Source organism: uncultured Sphingomonas sp., from assembly GCF_964244265.1.
Taxonomy (GTDB): domain Bacteria; phylum Pseudomonadota; class Alphaproteobacteria; order Sphingomonadales; family Sphingomonadaceae; genus Sphingomonas.
On sequence record NZ_CAXTHV010000027.1, the window covers coordinates 1 to 21,752 of the forward strand.

The following is a 21,752-nucleotide window of genomic DNA, read 5'->3' on the forward strand; positions in this document are numbered from 1 at the left end:
TCGAACCGGTTGGAAACCTTGTCGACGCAATCCTCGACAGTGACGCGCGCCATGGACGGCTTTCCTTCGCAACAACGATAGATGAAGAGGCGGCGGGTTAGGCAGGTAACGACGCGAAGTCAAGAAAACGCGGCCCCGCCTCGGTGCCGGCTTGCCGAGCGCGAGGTTCGCGGTCATCTGCGAACGCGATGGCCGACCAGCCCAGCTTCACCGTCGATGGCAACACCCTGCGGCTGATCACCGAGGGGCCGGAGCGGCTGGCAACGCTGATCGACCTGATCGTCAATGCCCGCGCCAGCCTGCGCATCATCTACTACATCTATGTCGACGACGATGCCGGCAAGCGCGTCCGCCAGGCGCTGATCGACGCGGCGGGACGCGGGGTCTCGGTCTATCTGATCGTCGACGGCATGGGCAGCGAGCATGCCGCCAACCACCGCTTCTTCGATTCGCTGAAGGCGGCGGGGGTGGAGGTATGCCGGTTCGTGCCGCGCTGGGGCCGGCGCTACCTGCTGCGCAATCACCAGAAGCTGGCGCTGGCCGACGAGCGGATCGTGCTGATCGGCGGCTTCAATATCCAGGACAGCTATTTCGGGACCGAGGACGAACAGGCATGGCGCGACCTGGGGTTGCTGATCGAGGGACCCGACGCCGGCGGCCTGGTCGGCTATTTCGATGCGCTGGCGGAATGGGCGCGCGAGGTGTCGCCGCCGTTGCGCCGGCTCAACCGGCTGCTCGATCGATGGAGCGGCTCGGACGGCAACATGCGATGGCTGCTCGGCGGTCCCTCGCGCCGGCTGTCGCCATGGGCGCGCGCGGTCAGGCAGGATCTCAAGAAAGCCATGCGGGTCGACCTGATCAGTGCCTATTTCGCCCCCAACCCGGCAATGCTGACGCGGCTCGACCGGGTCGGCGAGGAAGGCCGGGCGCGCCTCGTGCTGGCGTCCAAGAACGACCATGGAGCGGCGATCTGGGCGTCGCGCTTCACCTATGCCGGCCTGCTGCGCAAGGGTGTCGAAATCTACGAATACCAGCCGACCAAGCTGCACACCAAGCTCTTCCTGATCGACGACGTCGTCTATATCGGTTCGGCCAATTACGACATTCGCAGCCTGTTCCTGAACATGGAGATCATGCTGCGCGTCGACGACACCGCATTCGCCGAACATGTCCGCGCCTATATCGACGGCGAGATCGCCAATGCCGAACGGATCACGCGCGACCTCTATCGATCGCGGACCAGTGCGTGGACGCGGGTGAAGCAGGCCGCGGCGTTCTTCGTGATGACCGTCCTGGACTATAACGTGACGCGCCGGCTGAACTTCGGCGGCCGTCCTCCGAAACCTTGAGATCAGTCCTTCCAGCCCCAATAGAGCTGGGCGGGGGGCACGTTCCACCATTCCATCGCATGGTCGATCCGTACGAAATGGGCGGCCAGGAAATCGCGGACGCGCGGCGTGAACTGATAGGCGAGGAAGGCGCCGCCGGGGCGCACCGCGCGATGGGTCGCCGCCGCGATCGCCGCGCCGACGCCGGGCGGCAGCGTGGAGAAGGGCAGCCCCGACAACACGTAATCGGCGGAAGCAAAACCGTGGCCGGCGATGATCTCCTCGACATCCGCCGCCGAGCCCTTGACCGCGACCAGCCGCCTGTCGGCGAACGTCTGCCGCAGATAGCGAACGAAATCCGGGTTCGTATCGATCGCGACATAGGTGCCGTCGGCGGGAAGCCGGTCGAGGATCGCCTGGCTGAACGTGCCGACGCCGGGCCCATATTCGACGAACAGCCTCGTCGCAGACCAGTCGATCGGCGCCAGCATGCGATCGATCAGCCGGCGCGACGACGGAATGACCGATCCCACCATCACCGGGTGCTTGAGAAAGCCGGCCAGGAACATCGCCCAGGGCGACGCCGTCCGGCGGTCGCGCGACGACGCGCTGGAAAGGGCAATACGGGAATCGGTCATGTTGCTCCTTGGGCAGGGCGCGGGCGGCGCTTGATCGTCATGTTGCTGTCGCAAAGCCGTAACGTCCGATCAAGCGCGGCGTTGCCTCCGACGGACAAGCCGGACTGCGCCGCCTCACTCGATACCCTTGGGTCCATGCGGGTGGAGCTGGCCGGGAGCAACGAAGCCGATCGGCTGGAGCGACGCCGCATCCTGCTTGAGGGTCGCCGCCATCTGTTCATAGCTGCGCTCCATGTCCGACGTCACGCTGGCACGCGATTCGCCGGTCGCCGCGGTGAAATCGGCCATTGTCACCTCTTTCACGTCCATGCTCCGGCGCAGCGCGATCAGGCCGGCGCGGCGCACGAGATCCTCGAGATCGGCGCCGGTATAGCGGTCGGTGCGCCCGGCGACGACGTCGAGATCGACATCCGCCGCCAACGGCATCCGCTGCGACTGGATCGCCAGGATCCGCCGCCGGCCCGCACGATCCGGCACGCCGACATAGATCAGCTCGTCGAACCGGCCGGGACGCAGCAACGCCGGATCGATCAGGTTCGGGCGGTTGGTCGCGCCGATCACGACCACCGACTGCAGTTCCTCCAGCCCGTCCATCTCGGCCAGGATGGTGTTGACCACGCGCTCGGTGACCTGGGGCTCGCCCATCCCGCCGCCGCGCGCCGGGACCAGCGAATCGAGCTCGTCGATGAAGATCACGCACGGCGCGACCTGCCGGGCGCGGGCGAACAGCTTGGCGATCTGCTGCTCGCTTTCGCCATACCATTTGCTCAGCAGGTCGGACGATTTGGTGGCGATGAAATTGGCTTGGGCCTCGCGCGCCACCGCCTTGGCCAGCAGCGTCTTGCCGGTGCCGGGCGGTCCGTAGAGCAGGAAACCCTTGGCCGGCCGAATGCCGATGCGGCGAAACGCGTCGGGGTCCTTGAGCGGCAGCTCGACGCCCTCCTTCAGCCGCATCTGCGCGTCGTCCAGCCCGCCGACATCCTCCCAGCGCACGCGCGGCGCCTCGACCATCACTTCGCGCATCGCCGATGGCTGGACGCGCTTCAGGGCGTCGAGGAAGTCCTCGCGCGTCACCGCCAGCGTGTCGAGCACCTCGGGCGGAATCGTCCGCTCCTCCAGGTTGAGCCGGGGCATGATCTTGCGCACCGCCTCGATCGCCGCTTCGCGGGCCAGCGCGGCAAGGTCGGCACCGACAAAGCCATAGGTCGTGCGCGCCAGTTCGTCGAGGTCGACCCGGTCGCCAAGCGGCATGCCCCTGGTATGGATGCCCAGGATCTCGCGCCGGCCGCGCTCGTCGGGCACGCCGACGACGATCTCGCGATCGAACCGGCCGGGGCGCCTGAGCGCCTCGTCAAGCGCCTCGGGGCGGTTGGTGGCGGCGATCACCACCAGATTGGCGCGCGCCTCCAGCCCGTCCATCAGCGTCAGCAATTGCGCGACCAGCCGCTTCTCGGCCTCGCCCGACACCTGGCCGCGCTTGGGCGCGATCGAATCGATCTCGTCGATGAACACGATCGACGGCGCGTTCTTGGCGGCCTCGTCGAATACCTCGCGCAACCGCTTTTCCGATTCGCCATAGGCCGAACCCATGATCTCCGGCCCGTTGATCAGGAAGAATTGCGCGTCGCTCTCGTTCGCTACCGCGCGCGCCAGCCGGGTCTTGCCGGTACCGGGCGGCCCGTGGAGCAGCACGCCCTTGGGCGGCTCGACCCCCAGCCGCTGGAACAGCTCGGGATAACGCAAGGGGAGTTCGACCATCTCGCGCAACTGGTCGATCGTGTCGGCCATGCCGCCGATATCGTCATAAGTGACGTCGGCGCGGCGCGCGTCCTTGGCCTCCTCATATTCGGCGCGCAGCTCGATCTCGGTATTCTGGTCGATCAGGACGACGCCCTTGGGCATCGTCGCGATCACCGCCAGCCGGATTTCCTGAAGCGCATAGGCCGGTGCGCGCAGATATTGCGCGACGCTGGGCGGCATGCCTTCTGGATCGACACGCTGCTGGCCGGCGGTGGCAACGACGTCGCCCTGGCACAGGGGCCGCCCCAAGAAAGTGCGCTTGAGCGCCGCGGTCGATCCCTGAAGGCGTAGATTCTGTTGCGCCGGCGCAAAGACGACGCGGGCCGCCGGCTTGACGTCTGCCTTGCGGACATCGACGAAATCGCCCGAACCGACCCCCGCATTGGCCCGCTGGAGCCCGTCGATACGGATCAGGCTGAGCCCCTCATCCTCGGGATAGGGCGCGACCGCGCGGGCCGGCGTATTGGTCTTACCGACGATCTCGATCACGTCACCCTCGCCGATCCCCAGCGCCGCCAACAACGCCCGAGGCACATGCGCCAGCCCGCGCCCGCTGTCTTCTGGGCGGGCATTGGCGACCTGCAGCTTGCGGGGAGGAGCATCGTCGCTGTCGGCCATCAGATCCACCCGGCTGGAAAGTTCAACAGCGTGTGAGATAGCGACCCGGGTCCCGCGATCCTAGGGGTTGACCATCGGACAGGCCAAGTGCCGGACATGTAAAAAAATGGCCGGACCAAAAAGGCCCGGCCTGGAAAGTTTTAGGAGAGGATGCCTGAAAGGCACGACCTATGTGCGGTGCGGACTTTTTTTGTGCAAGTGCGAAATGAAAAAATCCGCATGCGTTTGATGCAATCGTCGCTGGCAGGATCGCTGTCGGCAATGATACGCTATGCCGCAGAGCAAAATAAGGGGGCCAAGCATGCGTCGCCTGCCGCCGCTGACGGCGATCGAGGCATTTGTCGGGGTTGCGCGCACGGGGTCGATCAAGGCCGCCGCGCAGGAACTGGCGCTGTCCGCGCCGGCGCTGAGCCGGCGGGTCCAGTCGATCGAGCGGTTCATCGGCAAACCGCTGTTCGAGCGGCGTCATCAGGCGGTTGCCCTCAACGCCGATGGCGAACGCCTGCTCACGCTGATCGCGCCGGCGCTCGACCGGCTTTCCGATGCGGTCGAGGCGATGACCAGCGGCACCGAGGTGCTGCGACTGCGGCTCGGCGTGCCGCCCCTGTTCGCGGCGCAGCGCCTGTTTCCGCACATGCCCGACCTGCGGCGGCGGCATCCGTTGCTCCATCTGGATATCGATACCGCGGGACATAACATGGCGCGCGTGGGGGACAGCCTCGACGCCGCGATCGCGCTTGCGCGCGACGTCGATCCCGCGCTCTACGCCAGGCGGCTGGACCGGAACTCGGTCTATGCGATCGGTGCGCGCGCGCTGACGGAGGGGCCTGATGCGGTACGCCGGCCCAGGCAAATGGCCAATCTGACCGCGCTGATCCATCGTGACATGCCCGACACGTTCATGGCGTGGCGGCGCGCCGCCGGGGTTGACGAGCTCGAGCCGGCGGCAATCGACCATTTCGATTCGGGTGCGCTGATGCTGGAGGCCGCCGCACAGGGACTGGGCATCGCCTTCATGCACGCCAGCCATTTCGACGAGGCCCAGGATCCGCGCCTCAGCCGCCTGTTCGATGTCGAAGTGCCGAGCCCGTACAGCTATTGGTTCGTCTGCCGCCCGCGCGCCCTGCAGCAGCGGCCGGTCCAGCTGTTCCACGACTGGCTGGTGGAGGTGCTCGCCGCGGATTAGCCACGCTAATCCGCGCGTCGGCGAGCACCTGGGCCGGCAAGGACAAGGTCTAGGCGGCGCGCGCCTTCAGGATCTTGCCCGGCGACCGGGGCGGCTCGCCCTCAGGCAGCGCGTCGACATGTTCCATGCCGCCGGTCACCTGACCCCAGACGGTATATTGGCCGTCAAGGAAGCGGGCGTCGTCGAACACGATGAAGAACTGGCTGTTCGCCGAATTGGGATCGTTGGTGCGCGCCATCGACGCGACGCCGCGGACATGCGGCTCCTTGGAGAATTCGGCGGGCAGATTGGGCTTTTTCGACCCGCTGGATCCCGTGCCGGTCGGATCGCCGCCCTGCGCCATGAAGCCGGCGATCACGCGATGGAACACGACGCCGTCGTAAAAGCCCTCATTGGCCAGTTCGGCGATGCGCTCGACGTGCTTGGGGGCTAGGTCGGGCCGCAGCGTGATGGCGACGTCGCCGCCCTCCAGCGTCAGGGTCAGCGTCTCGGGGGTGTCGGGCATGGGAAAGCTCCGTATCGGGGAAAGGCGCCGCCCTAAACCCGGCGCGCGGCGCTGGCAAACGCCGAAGAATAAGGCTATCGGCCGCGATCATGGAAGCCGCGACCACGCCCGTGCCAGTGACCGTGCCAGTGACCGTGCCTGTGACCGTGCCTGTGACCGTGCCCGAGAGGTCAGACGATGAGCGAGACCGATCTGTCGCCGGTGGAAGGCGAAACCACCCAGCAGCTTGACGAGGACGACCGGCTCAAGCCCGAATTTGTCCGCGCGGTTACTGACGCGGTCGAGGCGGGCGACGCCGACGCCGCGCACGCGCTGGTCGAACCGCTGCATCCGGCCGACATTGCAGACCTGTTCGAACTGATCCCGCAGGAAGACCGCGCCAGCCTGGCCAAGGCGATCCCCGATCTGCTCGACGGCGACGTTTTTGCCGAGATGAACGATTACGTCCGCGAGGACCTGATCGATGCGCTCGAGCCGCACGAGGTCGCCGATATCGCGTCCGAACTCGATACCGACGACGCCGTCGCGATCATCGAGGACATGGAACCGGAGGACCAGCGCGAGGTCCTGCGCGCGCTCGACCCCGACGATCGCGCCGCGATCGAAGAGGCGCTGTCCTACCCCGAGGAATCCGCCGGCCGGCTGATGCAGCGCGAACTGATCGCGGTGCCGGAACATTGGACCGTGGGCGACGCGATCGATTACCTGCGCGGCCATGAGGAGCTGACCACCGACTTCTGGGAGATATTCGTGGTCGATCCCGGGCACAAGCCGGTCGGCACGTGCCAATTGTCGTGGGTCTTGCGCACGCCCACCGGCGTCGCGATCGGCGACGTGATGAAACGCGAACAGACGCTGATCCCGGTCGACATGGATCAGGAGGAGGTGGCGCTCCGCTTTCAGAAATACGCGCTGATCTCGGCCGCGGTGGTTGACGGCGTCGGGCGGCTGGTCGGCATGATCACCGTCGACGATATCGTCCACATCATCCAGCAGGAAGCGGGCGAGGACGTCCTCCGGCTGTCGGGCGCCGGCGACGGTGACATCAACGAGCCGATCCGGCTGACGGTGGGCACGCGGCTGACCTGGCTGGTGGTCAATTTGGGCACCGCGATCCTGGCGGCGTCGGTGGTCGGGCTGTTCCAGGGCGAGATCGCGCGGTTCGCGCTGCTCGCGGTGCTGATGCCGATCGTCTCGGGCATGGGCGGCAATGCCGGCACCCAGACGCTGGCGGTGGTGGTGCGCGCAATCGCGACCAACCAGCTGACCGACAGCAACACGCGGTGGATGATCCTGCGCGAATTGCGCATCGCGGCCGCCAACGGCGCGTCGCTGGGCGTGCTGATCGGGCTGGGTACGTTCATCGCGTTCGCCAATCGCGACCTGTCGATCGTGATTGCCATGGCGATGGTCATCAACAACCTGATCGCCGGCCTGTCGGGCGTGGTGATCCCGGTCACGCTCGACCGATTCAGGATTGATCCGGCGGTGTCGTCGGCGGTGTTCGTGACGATGATGACCGACGTGATGGGCTTCTTCTCGTTCCTCGGTCTGGCGACATTGTGGGGACTCGGCGCCTGACCCATATCGGGGACATGGCGCTTCATCTGACCAAGGTCGCGTTCGGCGCGGCGAGCGTCGACCACCTCGCCGAACGGCTGACGGCGCGTGCCGCCGACGGACCGGTGTTCCTGACGACCCGCTATCTGCCCAAGCGCCATGCCGAGGTCGCGGGCCGGGGATCGCTGTTCTGGATCCTGAAGCATCAGCTCGTGGCGCGTTCGCCGATCCTCGGCTTCGGCGAGGCCGAGGGCGGCCGCGTCGCGATCCGGATCGATCCCGCGCTGATCCTGGTGCGGGCGCGACCGAAGCGCGCGCATCAGGGCTGGCGCTATCTGGAGGAGGCGGACGCGCCGGACGATCTCGGCGACGGCGGCGACGGGGTCGGCGCGCTTCCGCCCGCTTTGGTCAGCCGGCTGGCCGAACTGGCACTTCTCTGACGATCAGGGCGCGATGACGTTGCCGCAGCTGATCGGCCCGCCGGCGACCGCGTTGGTGATGCAGGCCGGGCTGCCCGCGACGGTGATCCGCCCCAGCCCGGTCGAGGTCAGGTTGGCGGTATAGCGCGCGGTCGCGCTCGTCTCGCCGGGGCCGTCGAGCCGGACCGCCAGGTCGTTTGTCGTCAGCGCGGTCGCGGTGATCGTCCCCGATCCGCTGGTCAGCAGCCGTGCGCGCCGCGCCCTTCCGCCGACCGCCACTTCGCCGGCACCGAGCACGGTTACGTTCAGTTCGTCGGCATCCACGGCCTGGGCGTCGATCTTGCCCGGTCCGGTTACCTGAAGGTCGATGCGCTGGCCGCGCACGATGCCCGATATGGCCAGCTTCCCCCCGCCGATCACCGTCGCGGTGCGCAACGTCGGCGCGGCCACCCGGACCACCAGCGGCGTGGCCGGACCGCCGCTGCCCCGCTCGGCCGCGCCGTTGCGATTGCGCCGGATGATCAGCGTGGTGCCCTGCACGTCAAGATCGACGGCATCGAGCGCATCGGCATCGCCCTCGACGATGCCCCGCGTCTGGGCGCCCACCTCCAGCCTCACGTCAAACGCGCCGTCGACGCGAAGGCGATCGAAGCTGGTGATGGTAAAGGTACGCTGCGCCGCGGCGGCGGGAGCGGCGAGCGCAAGCAGCGCGACGAACATCAGGCGAGGCGACATCGCCGCTGTGTCGCACCCCGCGCCACCGGCGTGCAAGCCCTAGCTGCAGCTCACCTCGCCCGATCCGATCTTGCTGGTCGTGCACCGCGCGCCACCGGTCAGCCGGACGTCGCCGGACCCCAGCATCGTGACATCGGCCGGGCCGTTGACGACGGCGTCGATCGTACCGGAGCCCACCATGTTGATCGTGACGGACGACATCCTGAGCGCCTTGCCGGCGACATCGCCCGAGCCGGCGCTGGAGAACTTGCCGGTCGCAGCACTGCCCGCCAACGTCACCTTGCCCGATCCGGCCAAGTCGACCGACAGCGACTTGACGCCAAGCGACGCGACCGCCAGGTCACCCGACCCGCTTGCCCGGGCATCGAACCGATCGCCCTGAACCCGGTCGATCATCAGCGATCCGGAGCCCGCCGTGCTGGCGGCGGCAAGGCGCGGCAGCGTGACGACTATCCTCGCGCCCTTGTCCGCGGCCCAGCCGAACCCGGTCTGCGGCTTGCGGCCGATCATCAGGGTGTCGCCGTCCTTGCGGATGTCGAGCTGGTCGAGCAGCTTCGGGTCGCCTTCGGCGCGCACCGAATAGCCCGGGCCGACGCGGACGTCGACGTCGTCCGACCCGCCAAGCACGACGGCGCTGAACCCGCTGACCGAGAAATCGCGCGTCGCCCCGCCGCCGCTGGCCGCGACCGGCGTGCCGCTCGAGGCGCCGGCCGAGCAAGCTGCTGCGAGCATAAACAAGGTGGTCAAGACAAAGCGGTGCATGGCGATCTCCCTGTGTATTGTGAGTATAACACACGTCGCCGGTTACGCAAACGCAAAAACGGCGGAGCCGCGGCCCCATCGTGATTGATTCCGGGGGAACCGGGGAGGGCTCGGAGTCCGTCTGAAACTTGCGAAAAGGCGAGTTCAATACGGTGCCGGCCTGCTCCCTCAGCGCGTTTTCAACCAGGCTCTCACTCAGGCCGGCTCCTTGTCCTTGTTCCACTGGACCGCCGCCTTGCGCAGGATGTCGAGGATCTTCTCGAGCGCGCCCTTCTCGTCGGTTTCCTCCATCGCGCCGAGCTCGCGGGCCAGACGCGACGCCGCCGCCTCGAAGATCTGCCGTTCTGAATAGCTCTGCTCGGGCTGGTCATCGGCACGGAACAGGTCGCGGACCACTTCGGCGATCGACACCAGGTCGCCCGAATTGATCTTCGCTTCATATTCCTGGGCGCGGCGCGACCACATCGTGCGCTTGACCTTGGGCTTGCCCTTCAGCGTGTCGAGCGCCTCGCGCAGCGTCTTGTCCGACGACAATTTACGCATGCCGACGCTTTCGGCCTTGTTGGTCGGCACGCGAAGCGTCATCCGCTCCTTCTCGAACCGCAGGACATAGAGTTCGAGCTGCATCCCGGCAATTTCTTGCTTGAGCAGCTCGACGACACGGCCGACGCCGTGCTTGGGGTAAACGACATAATCGCCGACGTCGAAGGACAGCGCCTTGGCAGCCATTTGACTTCAACCTTTCTGTTGTACCGAAAGCCCGCATTGCACGGTGCCGTCACGGGCGCCGCGGTTCGGGGCTGGATGGTGCGTGTATCTCTCCACCGAAGGCGTGAATACAGCCTCCGTTCTGGACCTGTTTAACACAGTCGTAATAAAATTACCAGCCCGGCGTCGCATTTAGCGTATGACTCAGCAAAGCTGAATCAGCGGTACCGGCCCGCTCCCCCACCCGACCGCCAATCAGGATACATTGTGGGCGGTCGGGGGGGAGCGGGCCGGTACCGCTTCCACGACCGTGGATCAGACTCCGGGCGGCGCCGGTTGCGGATCGGGACGTGCGGCGGCGCTCAGTCGCCCTGGCCGGGCTCCGGCGAAAAGAACTTGCCGTATTTGCCCTCTTCGCCCTTGTGCTCGTCGGCGTCGGCGGGGGTCTGGTCGCCCTTGCGCGTGACGTTGGGCCATTGCGCGGAAAAGGTGTTGTTGAGTTCCAGCCACTGTTCCAGCCCGCTGTCGGTATCGGGCAGGATCGCCTCGGCCGGGCATTCCGGCTCGCAGACGCCGCAGTCGATGCACTCGCTGGGATTGATCACCAGCATGTTCTCGCCCTCGTAGAAGCAATCGACCGGGCACACTTCCACGCAATCCATATACTTGCAGCGGATGCAGGCATCGGTGACGACAAAAGTCATTTCGGGCTCCCACGCGACGAACGGCGCTTGCTATGCCGGTGGTCACGCTCCGTCAATGACCGGCATTTTGCCGGCATCGGTCATGCTCGGCACGGACAGCTCCTCATAGGCCAGCCGCGCCTCGGCCGGCGGTCCGCGCCGCCCGGGCAGCGCGACGACGCGCAGCACCCGGACCGATCCGTGCCCGGCAAAGGTCAGGACGTCGCCGACCCGCACCGGCGCGGCGGGACGATCGATCGCCCGGCCGTTGAGGCGCAGATGACCCGAACCGGCGATCGCCTGCGCTGCAGCGCGCGACCGGGCGGCCCGGGCATACCACAAATAAAGGTCGAGCCGCATGGTGCCCGCCGCCCCTGGCCGCTCAGCCATCGACCATCGTCGCCAGCGCGGCAAAGGCGTTGTCGCGTGGCGCAGGCGTCGGCCCGGCGATCGGCGTCAGGCCCTGCCACGTCCAGCGCGGGAGGCCCGCCGCGTCGGGTCTGGCCCCGCGAAATCCGATCTGCGCCATCAGCCGCGCGATCGTCGCCGGGGCCAGTCCGATCGAGGTCGCCAACGCCAGATCGGGCGCAAACGGGGCGCGGCCATGCCCCGTTGCCCGCGACCGCGCGTCATGCACGACGCGCACGATCCGCTCGACCATGTCGACACGCACCGCCTGCTCGCCGAACGGGCGGAAGCCGTGGTCGAGCGTCGCCCCCGGAGCGTCGCGGGGCAATATTGTGGCGCCATCGCGCGGCGCGTCGGCCAGGCCCAGCAGCAACCGCCGCCAACGCGCGGCGGCGGGCTTGAGCAGCGTCGGGACGAACAGGTCGAGCGTGCCGATGGTGACGCCGGCGGTGCGCAATCGCCGGCGCCCGGCGGCATCCAGCGCCTCGACCATGGCCCCCGTGGCCCGGCGCGGCAGCAGTCCGCCCGCGGCCAGCAATGCCGCGGCGATGGCGCGTGCCGGACCCCCGGCGTGGGGGTCGCGGGCGATCGCCTCCAGCCGGGCGAAGACCGGTACGTGTCGCGCCATTTCGGCCGCCAGCCATTGCTCCAGCCGGTCGCGCACCGCCTTGCGCGCGGCCACATCCAGCACGTCGAGCGCACGGTCGAGCACGACCTTGTGCCCCGCCATGCCCGTCCCGCGCGCGGTCGTCGCGACTTGCTCGCCACGCCACGTGATCGCGATCGGCGCGCCGGGCGGGCGGTCCGCGGCGGCGGTCGCGAACTCGCCGTCGCCACCCGACACCAGCGCCTCGGCGCGCCGGGCGAGCTCGCCGCCCAGCTGCCTTTCCGCGGCCGCCAGCAGCAGGCGCTTGTCGACCGCGCGGGCATCCGCGGCGACCGTGAAACGGAATCCGTCCAGCCGGCCGATCGGATGATCCTCGACCATCACCTCGCCCTCGGTCCCGATCACCACCGGCAGGGCGCCGGCGTCGCTGCCGATCCGGCGCATCAGCATCGTCGTCCTTTTGTCGACGAACCGCTGGATCAGCGAGGCGTGGAGCGCGTCGGACAACCGTTCCTCGACCGCGCCGGCGCGCGCCGCCCAATGCGCGGGATCGGCCAGCCAGTCGGCGCGATTGGCGATATACGACCAGGTGCGAACCGCCGCGATCCGCCCGGCGATGGTCTCGACGTCGCCGCGCACGTCGTCCAGCCGCGCAACCTCCTGCGCGAACCAGTCGTGCGGGACGTGACCGGCGCCTTCGCTCAAATGCCCGAACAGGCGCGACACGAACCGCGCGTGCGGATCGGCGCCCAGCTTGCGGAAATCGGGCAGGGCCGCTGCCGCCCACAACCGCGCGACCATCGCCGGCGCGCGGGCCCGGGCACGCACCCATGCCTCTTCGGCGAGGAGCTTCAGCACCGCGAGGTCGATCGCCGGCGGTGCCGCGCGCAGCACCCGGTCGTCGGGCGGCCGTTCGAGACTGGCGACCAGCGCGTCGATCGAATCGAGATCCGGGACGCCATCGCGCCAGTAAAGGTACTCCAGGCGCGGAAAATGATGCTGCTCGATCGCATTCACTTCTTCGGGCGTGAACGCCCCTGGGCCCTCTTCGATCAGCGCACCGAACGTTCCGTCGCGCTGGTGCCGCCCGGCGCGGCCGGCGATCTGCGCCATTTCGGCCACGGTCAGCCGTCGCTGGCGGCGCCCGTCGAACTTGCCGAGCGAGGCGAACGCGACATGGTCGACATCCATGTTCAGCCCCATGCCGATCGCGTCCGTGGCGACCAGGTAATCGACCTCGCCAGCCTGGAACATCGCCACCTGGGCATTGCGGGTGCGCGGGGACAGCGCGCCCATCACCACCGCCGCCCCGCCGCGCAATCGGCGCAGCATCTCGGCCACGGCATAGACCTCCTCGGCGCTGAACGCGACGATCGCGGTCCGCCGGGGCAGGCGGCTGATCTTCTTTGCCCCGGCATAGCTCAGCGTCGAAAAACGCGGGCGATGGACGATCTCCGCGCCGGGCACCAGCGCGCGGACCATGGGCTTCAGCGCCGCCGATCCCAGCAGCATCGTTTCCTCGCGCCCGCGCGCGCGCAGCAGCCGGTCGGTGAAGACATGGCCGCGTTCGGGATCGGCGCCGAGTTGCGCCTCGTCGAGCGCGACGAACGCCAGATCCTTGTCCAACGGCATCGATTCGGCGGTGCACAGGAACCAGCGCGCATCGCGCGGCACGATCTTTTCCTCGCCGGTGATCAGCGCGACGCGCTCCCGGCCCTTGATCGCGACCACCCGGTCATAGACCTCGCGCGCCAGCAGGCGCAGCGGAAAGCCGATCATGCCGCTGGAATGCCCGCACAGGCGCTCGATCGCGAGATGGGTCTTGCCGGTATTGGTCGGCCCCAGCACCGCGGTGACCGGCCGTGGGGTGGGCGCGTTCATTACCCACGCAATGTCGACCGCAACCCCGTCCAGCGCAAGGCATCGCGGACGGCGGGACGCCATAATCCATGGTTTGGCGGCTTTCAGCGTCTTCATCCGGTCCAGTGCACGGCTCGTCGCGCCACCCCCGCGCCGCAAGTCCAGTTAATTTGACTTTAGGATTCCGCCTCCACAGTCATGCCGCCTGTGCCGGGGGTGGATCGGCGAGAAATCGGGGGGTGTGCCGCGCCGTGTTCCTGCGCAGCGATCAGTTCGAACAATCGGGCGGTGCGGCGGCCTTGTCGTTCGGCCGGGCGATCATGCCTGTTGCCGAATTGTCGCCGCTCGACAAGCTGCGCGCCGCCATCGCCCGCGTCGACTGGACACCCGATCTCGGCGCGCGGATCGGATCAACCGACTGGTTCCGCGGCCTCGCCACCTGTACTGCCCTGCTGACCGCCACCTGGGCCCTCTCGCCCAGCCTTTCGGAACCCATATTCGGCATCGGCCCGGCGCCGCTGACCGGCCTTGCCTGGGACGAGGCGCGCGCGCTGACGATCGCCCCGCGCGCGCTGGGCGCCGACACGGGCAAGCGCATGGCGGCCAACGACCTCGTCCGGCCCTTGAAGGAAGTGCCCGAACGCCCGATCCTGGAACTGACCGCGACCTTTGCCGAAGGCGACCAGTTGACGGGGCTGCTCAATCGCGCGGGCGTTTCGAAGGGCGACGCCGCCGCCGCCGCGCAACTGGTATCGCAGGCCATCGCGCTGGGCACGATCCGGCCTGGCACGCGGCTCGATCTCACGCTGGGTCGACGCGCGAGCAAGGCGGTGCCGCGCCCGCTCGAACGGCTGTCGTTCCGGGCGAGCTTCGACCTCAACCTGACGCTGACGCGGGTCGGCCAGGGCCTGAACATGGTTCGCCAGGCGATCGCGATCGACAATACGCCGCTGCGCATCCAGGGGCTGGTGGGGTCCAGCCTGTATCGGTCGGCGCGCGCCGCCGGCGTCCCGGCCAAGGTCGCCGAAAGCTATATAAAGGCGCTCGCGACGCGGCTGTCGATCGGCGGTGACGTCCGTGCCAGCGACCAGTTCGACTTCATCATCAAGCAGCGCCGTGCCGCGACCGGCGAGGTCGAACTGGGCGAATTGCTGTTCGTCGGGCTCGACCAGGGCCGCCGCAAGGTCCAGCTGGTCCGCTGGGCAGGAGAGGACGGCGACGCGCAATGGTATGACGCCAACGGCCAGAGCGAACGGCGCGGTTTCACCGGGATGCCCGTCGCCGGCCGGATCAGCTCGGGCTTCGGCATGCGTTTCCATCCCATCCTGCACTATTTCCGCATGCATAGCGGCCTCGACATCGCCTGCCCCTATGGCTCGCCGGTCTATGCGGTAATCGACGGCACGGTCACCTATGCGCGCATGCGGGCGGGCTATGGCAATTTCATCAGCGTGACGGGGCCGGGCGGCGGCATCGGCAGCGGCTATGCCCATCTCAGCCGGATCGTGGTGAACGTCGGCATGCGCGTGTCGCGCGGCATGCTGATCGGTTACTCGGGCAATTCGGGCCTGTCGACCGGACCGCATCTGCACTGGGAAATGTATCGCAATGGCGTGCCGGTGAACCCGCGCGGCTTCTCGTTCGCCTCGCTGGCGACGCTGTCAGGCAGCGCGCTGAAAGCGTTCAAGGCGCAGGTCGCAGCGCTGCTCGCGGTCCGCCCCGGAACCGTCCGCTAAACCACGCTGTCCTACACGTCCGGCTTCCGCTATCCTGCGGACGGAGCTTTGACAATACCGGTGGAGGGCAGCAAATCACGCATGGCTCAGGCTTCGGTCCAGGCCCGACCCCCCCCCGTGAACTTCTGTGAACTTTGGCCGCGGCGATCCTGCCGCGCGCATTACCGCCCCTGTGATCGCCAGCGACGGATCGTTCGGCCGATGATCTGCTCCTCGCCGCCGGTCTCGCGCCACAATTCGGAGAATAGCGGATCGCCCGACGCCGGTCGCCTGGACTCGTCGAGCGCGTCGAACGACACGCGGATCGGGATGGCGACGCCCTCGCCGCAGATGATGCACTCGCGATTGCGCAGCGCCGGGATCGAATCGAGGAAGCCGCGCGCGCCCTCCGGCATTGCGGCGCGGACGAACGCCTGGTCGCGATCGTTGTTGAGCCGCATCGAGATGATCGTGCCGCATTGCGACAGGACGCCCTCGGCAAGATCGGACGGCCGCTGCGTGATCAGGCCCAGCGACACACCGTATTTGCGACCTTCCTTGGCGATGCGGCTGAGGATGCGGCCGACCGACGATCCGTCGGCGTTGCGCTCGTTGGGGATGTAGCGATGCGCTTCCTCGCAAACGAGCAGGATCGGCCGCTGTGGTTCGTTGCGCGACCATATCGCGAAATCGAACACCATCCGCGCCAGCACCGCGACGACGACCGAGGTGATCTCGCTGGGCACGCCCGAGACGTCGATGATCGAGATCGGCTTGCCGTCGCCCGGCAGGCGGAAGACGCGGGTGATGAACGCCGCCATGGTATCGGCGACCAGCATGCCCGAGAACATGAAGCCATAGCGCGGATCGACCTTGATCTCGTCGATCTTGGTCTTGAGCCTGAGGTACGGCGCAGTGTCGCCGGCACGGTCCATCTTGCCCATTTCCAGGCTGATCAGATTGGTCAGGTCGCTGAGCAGATAGGGAATCGGGGCATCGACCGTCAGCTTGGCGATTTCCTGCCCCAGCCGGCTCTTGCCGCGCGCCATCAATAGGCATTTCGCAAGGATGTCGGCGTCGATCTGCCGTTCCGGGCCCGAGGTCGTGAGGAAAACCTCGCAATGCTCCTCAAAATTCATCAGCCAATACGGCATCTGCAGGTTGGATACGTCAAAGATCGCGCCATTGCCCTCGAACGCCGCCGAATATTCGCCGTGCGGATCGACCATGACGATATGGCCCTGCGGCGCCAGGTCGCAGATACGGTGCAGGATCAACGCCGCCGATGTCGACTTGCCGGTGCCGGTCGAGCCGAGCAGCGCGAAATGCTTGCCGAGCATCGCGTCGACGTACAAAGCGGCGCGGATGTCGCGCGTCGGATAGACGGTGCCGATCTCGACATTGGCGCGATCGTCGGCGGCGTAGATCTGCTTCAGGTCGGCGGTCGAGACGGGAAACGCCCCGGCGCCGGGCGACGGATAGCGCGTGACGCCGCGGCGGAACTTGTAGAGCTTGCCGGTCAGCCGCTCCTCGTCGCCCTCGCCCAGAAAGTCGATCTGCGCCAGGATGCCATGCTCGCCCAGCCGCAGCGAGCGGATGTTGGCGATCATCCACGTCCCGCCGACGCGGATCTTCAGCTGCGTGCCGACCGACCCGGCCGATGCCAGGACGGGGTCGGCATTGCCGGCAAAGGTTTCCAGCGCATCGGGTTCGAGCAGGACGAGGCCGCCCGATCCGGCGATTTCGATCAGCGTGCCGACCTGGTGCATGATGGCCAGCACAGCGGGCGCCAGCGCGGGCGCCGGCGTCACGACTTGCCCAAAGGCCTGGCCGCCCAACATTTCGGTCATCAGGTCTCCCGTGTCTCGCCAAACGGCTTCTGCCTGCGCCGAGACCGGTAAAGATTGCGTGTCGCGGGCTAGATCCTGCGCGCGGTCCAGCCCGCCGCCCAGCCGAGCGCCACAGACAGGAATACCGCGACCAGGCCATAGCTGATCGATGCGCGCTGCGCCGATCGCGCGACGAAGCGCTCGAATCCCGCCTTGCGGATGTCAATGTCGCGGACCGCCGCCGCCAGCACGCGGCCGTCGCGGATCAGGAAGGTCTCGGCGGTGAACCGGCCGACCGGCACGCGCGCCGGGATCGTGATGCGCGCACGGTACAGCACGCCGTCGGTGATCTCGACCGCGTGCGATGCCTCGTAATAGAGGCCCGACCGCCGCTTCAGGTCGACCAGCCCGGCAGCGAAGCGATCCTGTTCGGCGGGCGGCGCGCTGGACGCCGGCGACAATTGCAGGCTGTCGAGGCCCAGTTCATAGATTGCGCGGGTACGGTCGTCGACCATCGCGCGGATCGGCCGGGACGAGGCGAGGCCGTAGAAGCTGGGCGCCGAGCGATAGCGCATCCGCGCGGCGTTGATCCAGATGCCGGCGACATTCGCCTTTTCGCGGACCAGGATCGACTGGACCGGCCCCTTGACCACCACGACGATATCGGTGGCCTTGTCGCCATCGGGCAAATGGCCGCCGGGATAGAGGATCGCCCCGAACAGCAAGAGGTCGGCGCCGGTGAACGAATAGGCGATCTCGATCTCGCGCTGCGACACGTCGGGGACCAGTATCGGCCTGGCCTGTCCCATCAGCAGCGGCGCGGCGACCAGCGCCAGCGCCCCACGCGCCTTCACGACAATTCGACCGAATAGAGGATGTCCGGCCGCCAGCCGAGCCCGACCGCCATCCGGATCGCCACCAGCAGGACCATCGCGGCCAGCGCGAGCCGCAGATATTCGGGCCGCGCGCGGTTGGCCAGACGCGCGCCGACCTGGGCGCCGATCACCGAGCCAAGCAGCAGCAGTCCCGCGAGCACGATATCGACCGCCTTGGTCGTGGTCGCGTGGACCATCGTTGCCCAGGCGGTGACGAACAATGTCTGGAACAGCGACGTGCCGACCACGACCTGTGCCGACATGCCGAGCAGGTAGATCATCGCCGGGACCAGGATGAAGCCGCCGCCAATCCCCAGCAGGACGGTCAGCATGCCGATCATGCCCCCCAGCAGCAAGGGCGCGATGGGCGAGATGTATAGCCCGGAACGATAGAAGCGCGTGCGCAGCGGCAAGGCCGCGACCAGCGGGTGGTGGCGCCGCTTGCGCGGCCGGGGGGCGATGCGGCGGCGCTGGTCGATCACCTCGCGGACCGAGGCGAACGCCATCAGTCCGCCGATCGACCCGAGCAGCAGCACATAGACGACCGCGATCACCGTATCGATCTGGCCCGTCGCCTGGAGCATGGTGAAGACCCACGCTCCGCCGATCGACCCGATGATGCCGCCGGCGACCAAGATGCCGCCCATCTTGAAGTCGACGCCGCGCCGCGAGAGATGGGCGAACACGCCGGACACGCTGGCGCCGGTCACCTGGCTGGCCGCCGAGGCGGCGGCGACCGTCGGCGGAATGCCATAGACGATCAGCAGCGGCGTCGTCAGGAACCCGCCGCCGACGCCGAACATCCCCGACAGCAACCCGACGAACAGGCCCAGCGCGACGATCACGAACGCATTGACCGACAGGTTGGCGATAGGAAGGTAGAGATCCATGCGCGGCGGGGCATACAGGCTGGCGCGGGCCGGCGGAAGGCGTCGGAGGTTTTGGAACGCACCGCCTCAAAACGCACTCTTCCGCACGTTTCCCTTGGCTTTCAGAAGTCGCCGCCGACGGTCAGCGCCGGCCCCGATCCCGGCCGCGCGCGTCCGGCGACCCGCTGGCGCCAGTCGAGCGTCACGCGGATCGTCCGGTCGGCGACCGGCACGCGCATGCCCAGGGTCGGACCGGCATCGAGCCGGGCGGCGTCGCGTTGCGCTCCGCCCCATGTGCCGATCCCGAGATCGATCGTCGCGCGGCCGAGGCGGGTCAGGGGACGCGTGGCGCGCGCCGCACCGTCGATAAAGGCTTCCGTCCGGTCGCGCCGGATCACCCCGGCCTGGCCATAGGTTTCGAGATCGATGCCCGACGCGGTCCGGGCGGGGCCGGTGCCGCCGACGATGCCGATCGCCGGCCCGCCGCGGCCGCCGTCCAGCGACCAGCGCTGCTCGGCCACCAGCCGGACCGGCAGGCTGGTCGGACGCCATTCGAGACCGACCGATCCCTCCCGGCCACGGCCCGCCAGCGGGGTCGTGACCCGCGCAACCGCCTGCAACCGGCGGGCGCGGTCGATCGCATAGGCGACCCTGATCCCACCCTGCGCGCCGCCCAATTGGCCGCCGTTGATACCCGCGCCCAGGCCGCGCCCGTCGCGCGCCACCAGCCAGCCGCTCACCGACCAGCGGCTCGCCGTCGCGGCGCGTGGAGCGGTGACCATCGCCCCCGCCATCGGTACGCCGTCACCCGAGGGGACCGAATTGCCGGTGACGGAGGCAGGATTAGGATCGTCCATGGCATCGGCCGCCGGGGGCCGGCGCCGGCCGACCATCGGATCGCGCACGATCGAGCGCGCGCCTAGCGCACCGCCGGCGACACGCGGACTTCCCAACACCATGTTCCCCGTGACCGGAGATGCGCTGAATGGTCCCGCCTCCGACGTCCTGGCAGCCGCCGCCGGCACCAGCGCCCCGCGCACCGCCGACGGCGCATCGAGCGCCGGCCACAGCATCAAGACGCGCGCCGCCGTCCAGGCCGCCAGCGTGGCGCCCAGGAACCGCAGCGGCCGGCCGATCACGACGTTTCCCGGAGGATGTCGGGAAAGCGATGCTGTGTCTTTTCCCACGTCGTCGGGGCGCCCCGCAACGTCGCGACATAGCGCCACATCGCGCGGCGGGCGGCGAGCAGCGCGACGCAATTGGCGACGAACACGCGGGGTACCGACCATGCCGCCTCGACCGGGCCATAAGCACGCCAGGTGAACAGCACGCGCATCGCCAGCCGCCAGCCGAGCAGCCCGGCATTGACCCGCAACAGCCAGGACATCGCCAATCCCGGATCAGGCGGCGCGGTCCCGGTCAGCGCATGGACCAGCGTCGATGCTCCCCAGCCGAGCAAGGCGAGATAGGCCGCGAGCAGCACCAGCATCGCCAGCGGCGCGCGCCGGTCGCGCATCCGCATCCAATGTTCGCGCCAGTCGAGCGGCCTGCCCCAGCCGACCCGGTCCCACCCGGCAAGCGCGATCCCGACCATCCACCGCGCCTTCTGCCGGACCGCGCCGTCCAGCGTCGCCGGAAAATATTCGCGCACCGCGATCAGCTGGCCGGCATCGTCCCGCATCCGGGCGAACGCCTGTCGCGCGCCGAGGCTGGCGGTCAGCAGGCCGAGTTCGTAATCCTCGGTCAGGCTCGCCGCGTCGAACGGCCGGCCATCGCGTCCGTCGGCGATCCTGCCGAGCAAGTCGCGAGCGATCGCGCACCCGACCCCCGCCAGCGGCAATGCCGCGCCCAGCACTTCGCGCGCGATCAGCGTCTTGCCGTGGCTCTCCGCGAACTCGTCGCAATAATGCCCGGCGATCAGCGGCGATCGGGCATCGGCGAGCGGCAGCACGGGCAATTGGACGACGTCGGCGATCGACAGATAGCGCCTGAACACCGCCAGTTCATCGCGGTGGACAACATCCTCGGCGTCGTGCAGCACCACCCCGATCGCGCGCCATTGCTCGCCGCGTTCCTCGCGCAGAAGCGCTTCCCAGCAGCAATTCAGGCTGTCCGCCTTGGTCGTGGGGCCGGGCAGCGGGTTGACGACCAGCCGCACCCTGGCATCGCGTTCCGCCACCGCGACGACGACGTCGATCGTCGCACGATCGTTGGGATAGGCGCCGACATAGAGCCGGAACCGGTCGTCGCCGAACCTGGCGAGCGTGGTCGCCAGCATCGGCGCGATCACCGCCGATTCGTCCCATGCCGGCACGAAGACGGCGATCGGCCCGCCGGCGCCGGGCGATACGGCCGGGGGTGGCTGCCCGGCTGGCCGGCGGCGCAGCCGGGACCACCAGAACACCAGGTCGAGCGCGACATCGTCGATCCCACCGATCAACAGACCGGCACAGGCGAACATCATCGTTTCGCGCGCCAGCACGTCGATCGCCGCGATCAACAAGGATTCCACGCATATCCCCCGATTTGCGCGCCGGACCTTCGATGAGCGGACCGATCCGATCAAGGGGCTTCAACCCGGATATGTCCTTTTTTAAACCGCTGGACATCGCGCGTGCAGCGATTAGCCTTTGGTCCGGGAGTGGGG

The 21,752-nt window shown here is 68.1% G+C and carries 19 protein-coding genes; 5 read left to right on the forward strand and 14 right to left on the reverse strand.

The features are described 5' to 3' along the window. Positions 1-188: 188 nt before the first annotated feature. The gene (locus ACFE7K_RS11645) at positions 189-1,349 is read left to right on the forward strand and encodes a phosphatidylserine/phosphatidylglycerophosphate/cardiolipin synthase family protein (protein ID WP_375398362.1); all 1,161 of its coding nucleotides are present in this window, start codon (positions 189-191) and stop codon (positions 1,347-1,349) included. A 2-nt stretch (positions 1,350-1,351) separates the two neighbouring features. Here the strand turns inward: ACFE7K_RS11645 and ACFE7K_RS11650 are convergent, their stop codons facing one another. Both ACFE7K_RS11650 and ACFE7K_RS11655 read right to left on the reverse strand, forming a co-directional pair. Further along, on the reverse strand, positions 1,352-1,966 hold the full coding sequence (locus ACFE7K_RS11650; protein ID WP_375398363.1) for a class I SAM-dependent methyltransferase: 615 nt from the start codon (positions 1,964-1,966) through the stop codon (positions 1,352-1,354). Between the two features lie 114 nt (positions 1,967-2,080). Then, a complete protein-coding gene (locus ACFE7K_RS11655) occupies positions 2,081-4,384 on the reverse strand; it encodes a CDC48 family AAA ATPase (protein WP_375398364.1) in 2,304 nt (767 codons plus the stop codon). Between the two features lie 301 nt (positions 4,385-4,685). Between ACFE7K_RS11655 and ACFE7K_RS11660 the strand changes: the two genes are divergently transcribed. Continuing rightward, a complete protein-coding gene (locus tag ACFE7K_RS11660; protein ID WP_375398365.1) occupies positions 4,686-5,570 on the forward strand; it encodes a LysR substrate-binding domain-containing protein in 885 nt (294 codons plus the stop codon). Between the two features lie 49 nt (positions 5,571-5,619). Here the strand turns inward: ACFE7K_RS11660 and ACFE7K_RS11665 are convergent, their stop codons facing one another. Continuing rightward, the gene (locus ACFE7K_RS11665; RefSeq protein ID WP_375398366.1) at positions 5,620-6,075 is read right to left on the reverse strand and encodes a peptidylprolyl isomerase; all 456 of its coding nucleotides are present in this window, start codon (positions 6,073-6,075) and stop codon (positions 5,620-5,622) included. A 177-nt stretch (positions 6,076-6,252) separates the two neighbouring features. Here ACFE7K_RS11665 and mgtE point away from each other — a divergent pair, with 177 nt between their 5' ends. Continuing rightward, positions 6,253-7,656 carry a magnesium transporter gene (gene mgtE, locus ACFE7K_RS11670; RefSeq protein ID WP_375398367.1) on the forward strand — a complete coding sequence of 468 codons (1,404 nt, stop codon included), beginning with the start codon at positions 6,253-6,255 and terminating at the stop codon, positions 7,654-7,656. 14 nt (positions 7,657-7,670) lie between these two features. Beyond that, the gene (locus ACFE7K_RS11675) at positions 7,671-8,075 is read left to right on the forward strand and encodes a DUF1489 family protein (RefSeq protein ID WP_375398368.1); all 405 of its coding nucleotides are present in this window, start codon (positions 7,671-7,673) and stop codon (positions 8,073-8,075) included. Positions 8,076-8,078: 3 nt separating this feature from the next. Here ACFE7K_RS11675 and ACFE7K_RS11680 read toward each other — a convergent pair whose 3' ends face one another. From ACFE7K_RS11680 to ACFE7K_RS11705, 6 genes are all read right to left on the reverse strand, one after another. After that, positions 8,079-8,789 (reverse strand): head GIN domain-containing protein, encoded by a 711-nt coding sequence (locus tag ACFE7K_RS11680; RefSeq protein ID WP_375398369.1) that lies wholly within the window; start codon positions 8,787-8,789, stop codon positions 8,079-8,081. 39 nt (positions 8,790-8,828) lie between these two features. Continuing rightward, entirely contained in the window at positions 8,829-9,551 is a 723-nt protein-coding gene (locus tag ACFE7K_RS11685; RefSeq protein WP_375398370.1) for a head GIN domain-containing protein, read from the reverse strand. Between the two features lie 195 nt (positions 9,552-9,746). After that, positions 9,747-10,280, reverse strand: coding sequence for a CarD family transcriptional regulator (locus tag ACFE7K_RS11690; protein ID WP_375398371.1), 534 nt, complete (start codon positions 10,278-10,280; stop codon positions 9,747-9,749). A gap of 341 nt (positions 10,281-10,621) precedes the next feature. Next, a complete protein-coding gene (fdxA, locus tag ACFE7K_RS11695; protein ID WP_375398372.1) occupies positions 10,622-10,963 on the reverse strand; it encodes a ferredoxin FdxA in 342 nt (113 codons plus the stop codon). Positions 10,964-11,005: 42 nt separating this feature from the next. Then, the gene (locus ACFE7K_RS11700; RefSeq protein WP_375398373.1) at positions 11,006-11,332 is read right to left on the reverse strand and encodes a S4 domain-containing protein; all 327 of its coding nucleotides are present in this window, start codon (positions 11,330-11,332) and stop codon (positions 11,006-11,008) included. Beyond that, positions 11,325-13,838 (reverse strand): helicase-related protein, encoded by a 2,514-nt coding sequence (locus ACFE7K_RS11705; RefSeq protein ID WP_375398374.1) that lies wholly within the window; start codon positions 13,836-13,838, stop codon positions 11,325-11,327. The genes ACFE7K_RS11700 and ACFE7K_RS11705 overlap by 8 nt, the downstream gene beginning before the upstream one ends. A gap of 230 nt (positions 13,839-14,068) precedes the next feature. On the opposite strand from ACFE7K_RS11705, the gene ACFE7K_RS11710 reads away from it, so the two are divergent. Beyond that, complete coding sequence (locus ACFE7K_RS11710; protein ID WP_375398375.1) at positions 14,069-15,553, forward strand: peptidoglycan DD-metalloendopeptidase family protein; 1,485 nt, start codon at positions 14,069-14,071, stop codon at positions 15,551-15,553. A gap of 161 nt (positions 15,554-15,714) precedes the next feature. On the opposite strand, the gene ACFE7K_RS11715 is transcribed toward ACFE7K_RS11710, so the two are convergent. The 5 genes from ACFE7K_RS11715 to ACFE7K_RS11735 all read right to left on the reverse strand — a co-directional run bounded on the left by ACFE7K_RS11715 (position 15,715) and on the right by ACFE7K_RS11735 (position 21,617). Next, complete coding sequence (locus ACFE7K_RS11715; RefSeq protein ID WP_375398376.1) at positions 15,715-17,382, reverse strand: ATP-binding protein; 1,668 nt, start codon at positions 17,380-17,382, stop codon at positions 15,715-15,717. A 68-nt stretch (positions 17,383-17,450) separates the two neighbouring features. Then, a complete protein-coding gene (locus ACFE7K_RS11720; RefSeq protein WP_375398409.1) occupies positions 17,451-18,170 on the reverse strand; it encodes a TIGR02186 family protein in 720 nt (239 codons plus the stop codon). Between the two features lie 41 nt (positions 18,171-18,211). After that, the gene (locus tag ACFE7K_RS11725; RefSeq protein ID WP_375398377.1) at positions 18,212-19,126 is read right to left on the reverse strand and encodes a sulfite exporter TauE/SafE family protein; all 915 of its coding nucleotides are present in this window, start codon (positions 19,124-19,126) and stop codon (positions 18,212-18,214) included. A gap of 101 nt (positions 19,127-19,227) precedes the next feature. Further along, entirely contained in the window at positions 19,228-20,244 is a 1,017-nt protein-coding gene (locus ACFE7K_RS11730; protein WP_375398378.1) for a hypothetical protein, read from the reverse strand. Further along, a complete protein-coding gene (locus ACFE7K_RS11735; RefSeq protein ID WP_375398379.1) occupies positions 20,241-21,617 on the reverse strand; it encodes a glycosyl transferase family protein in 1,377 nt (458 codons plus the stop codon). Before ACFE7K_RS11735 ends, ACFE7K_RS11730 begins: the two co-directional genes overlap by 4 nt. Between the last annotated feature and the right edge of the window lie 135 nt (positions 21,618-21,752).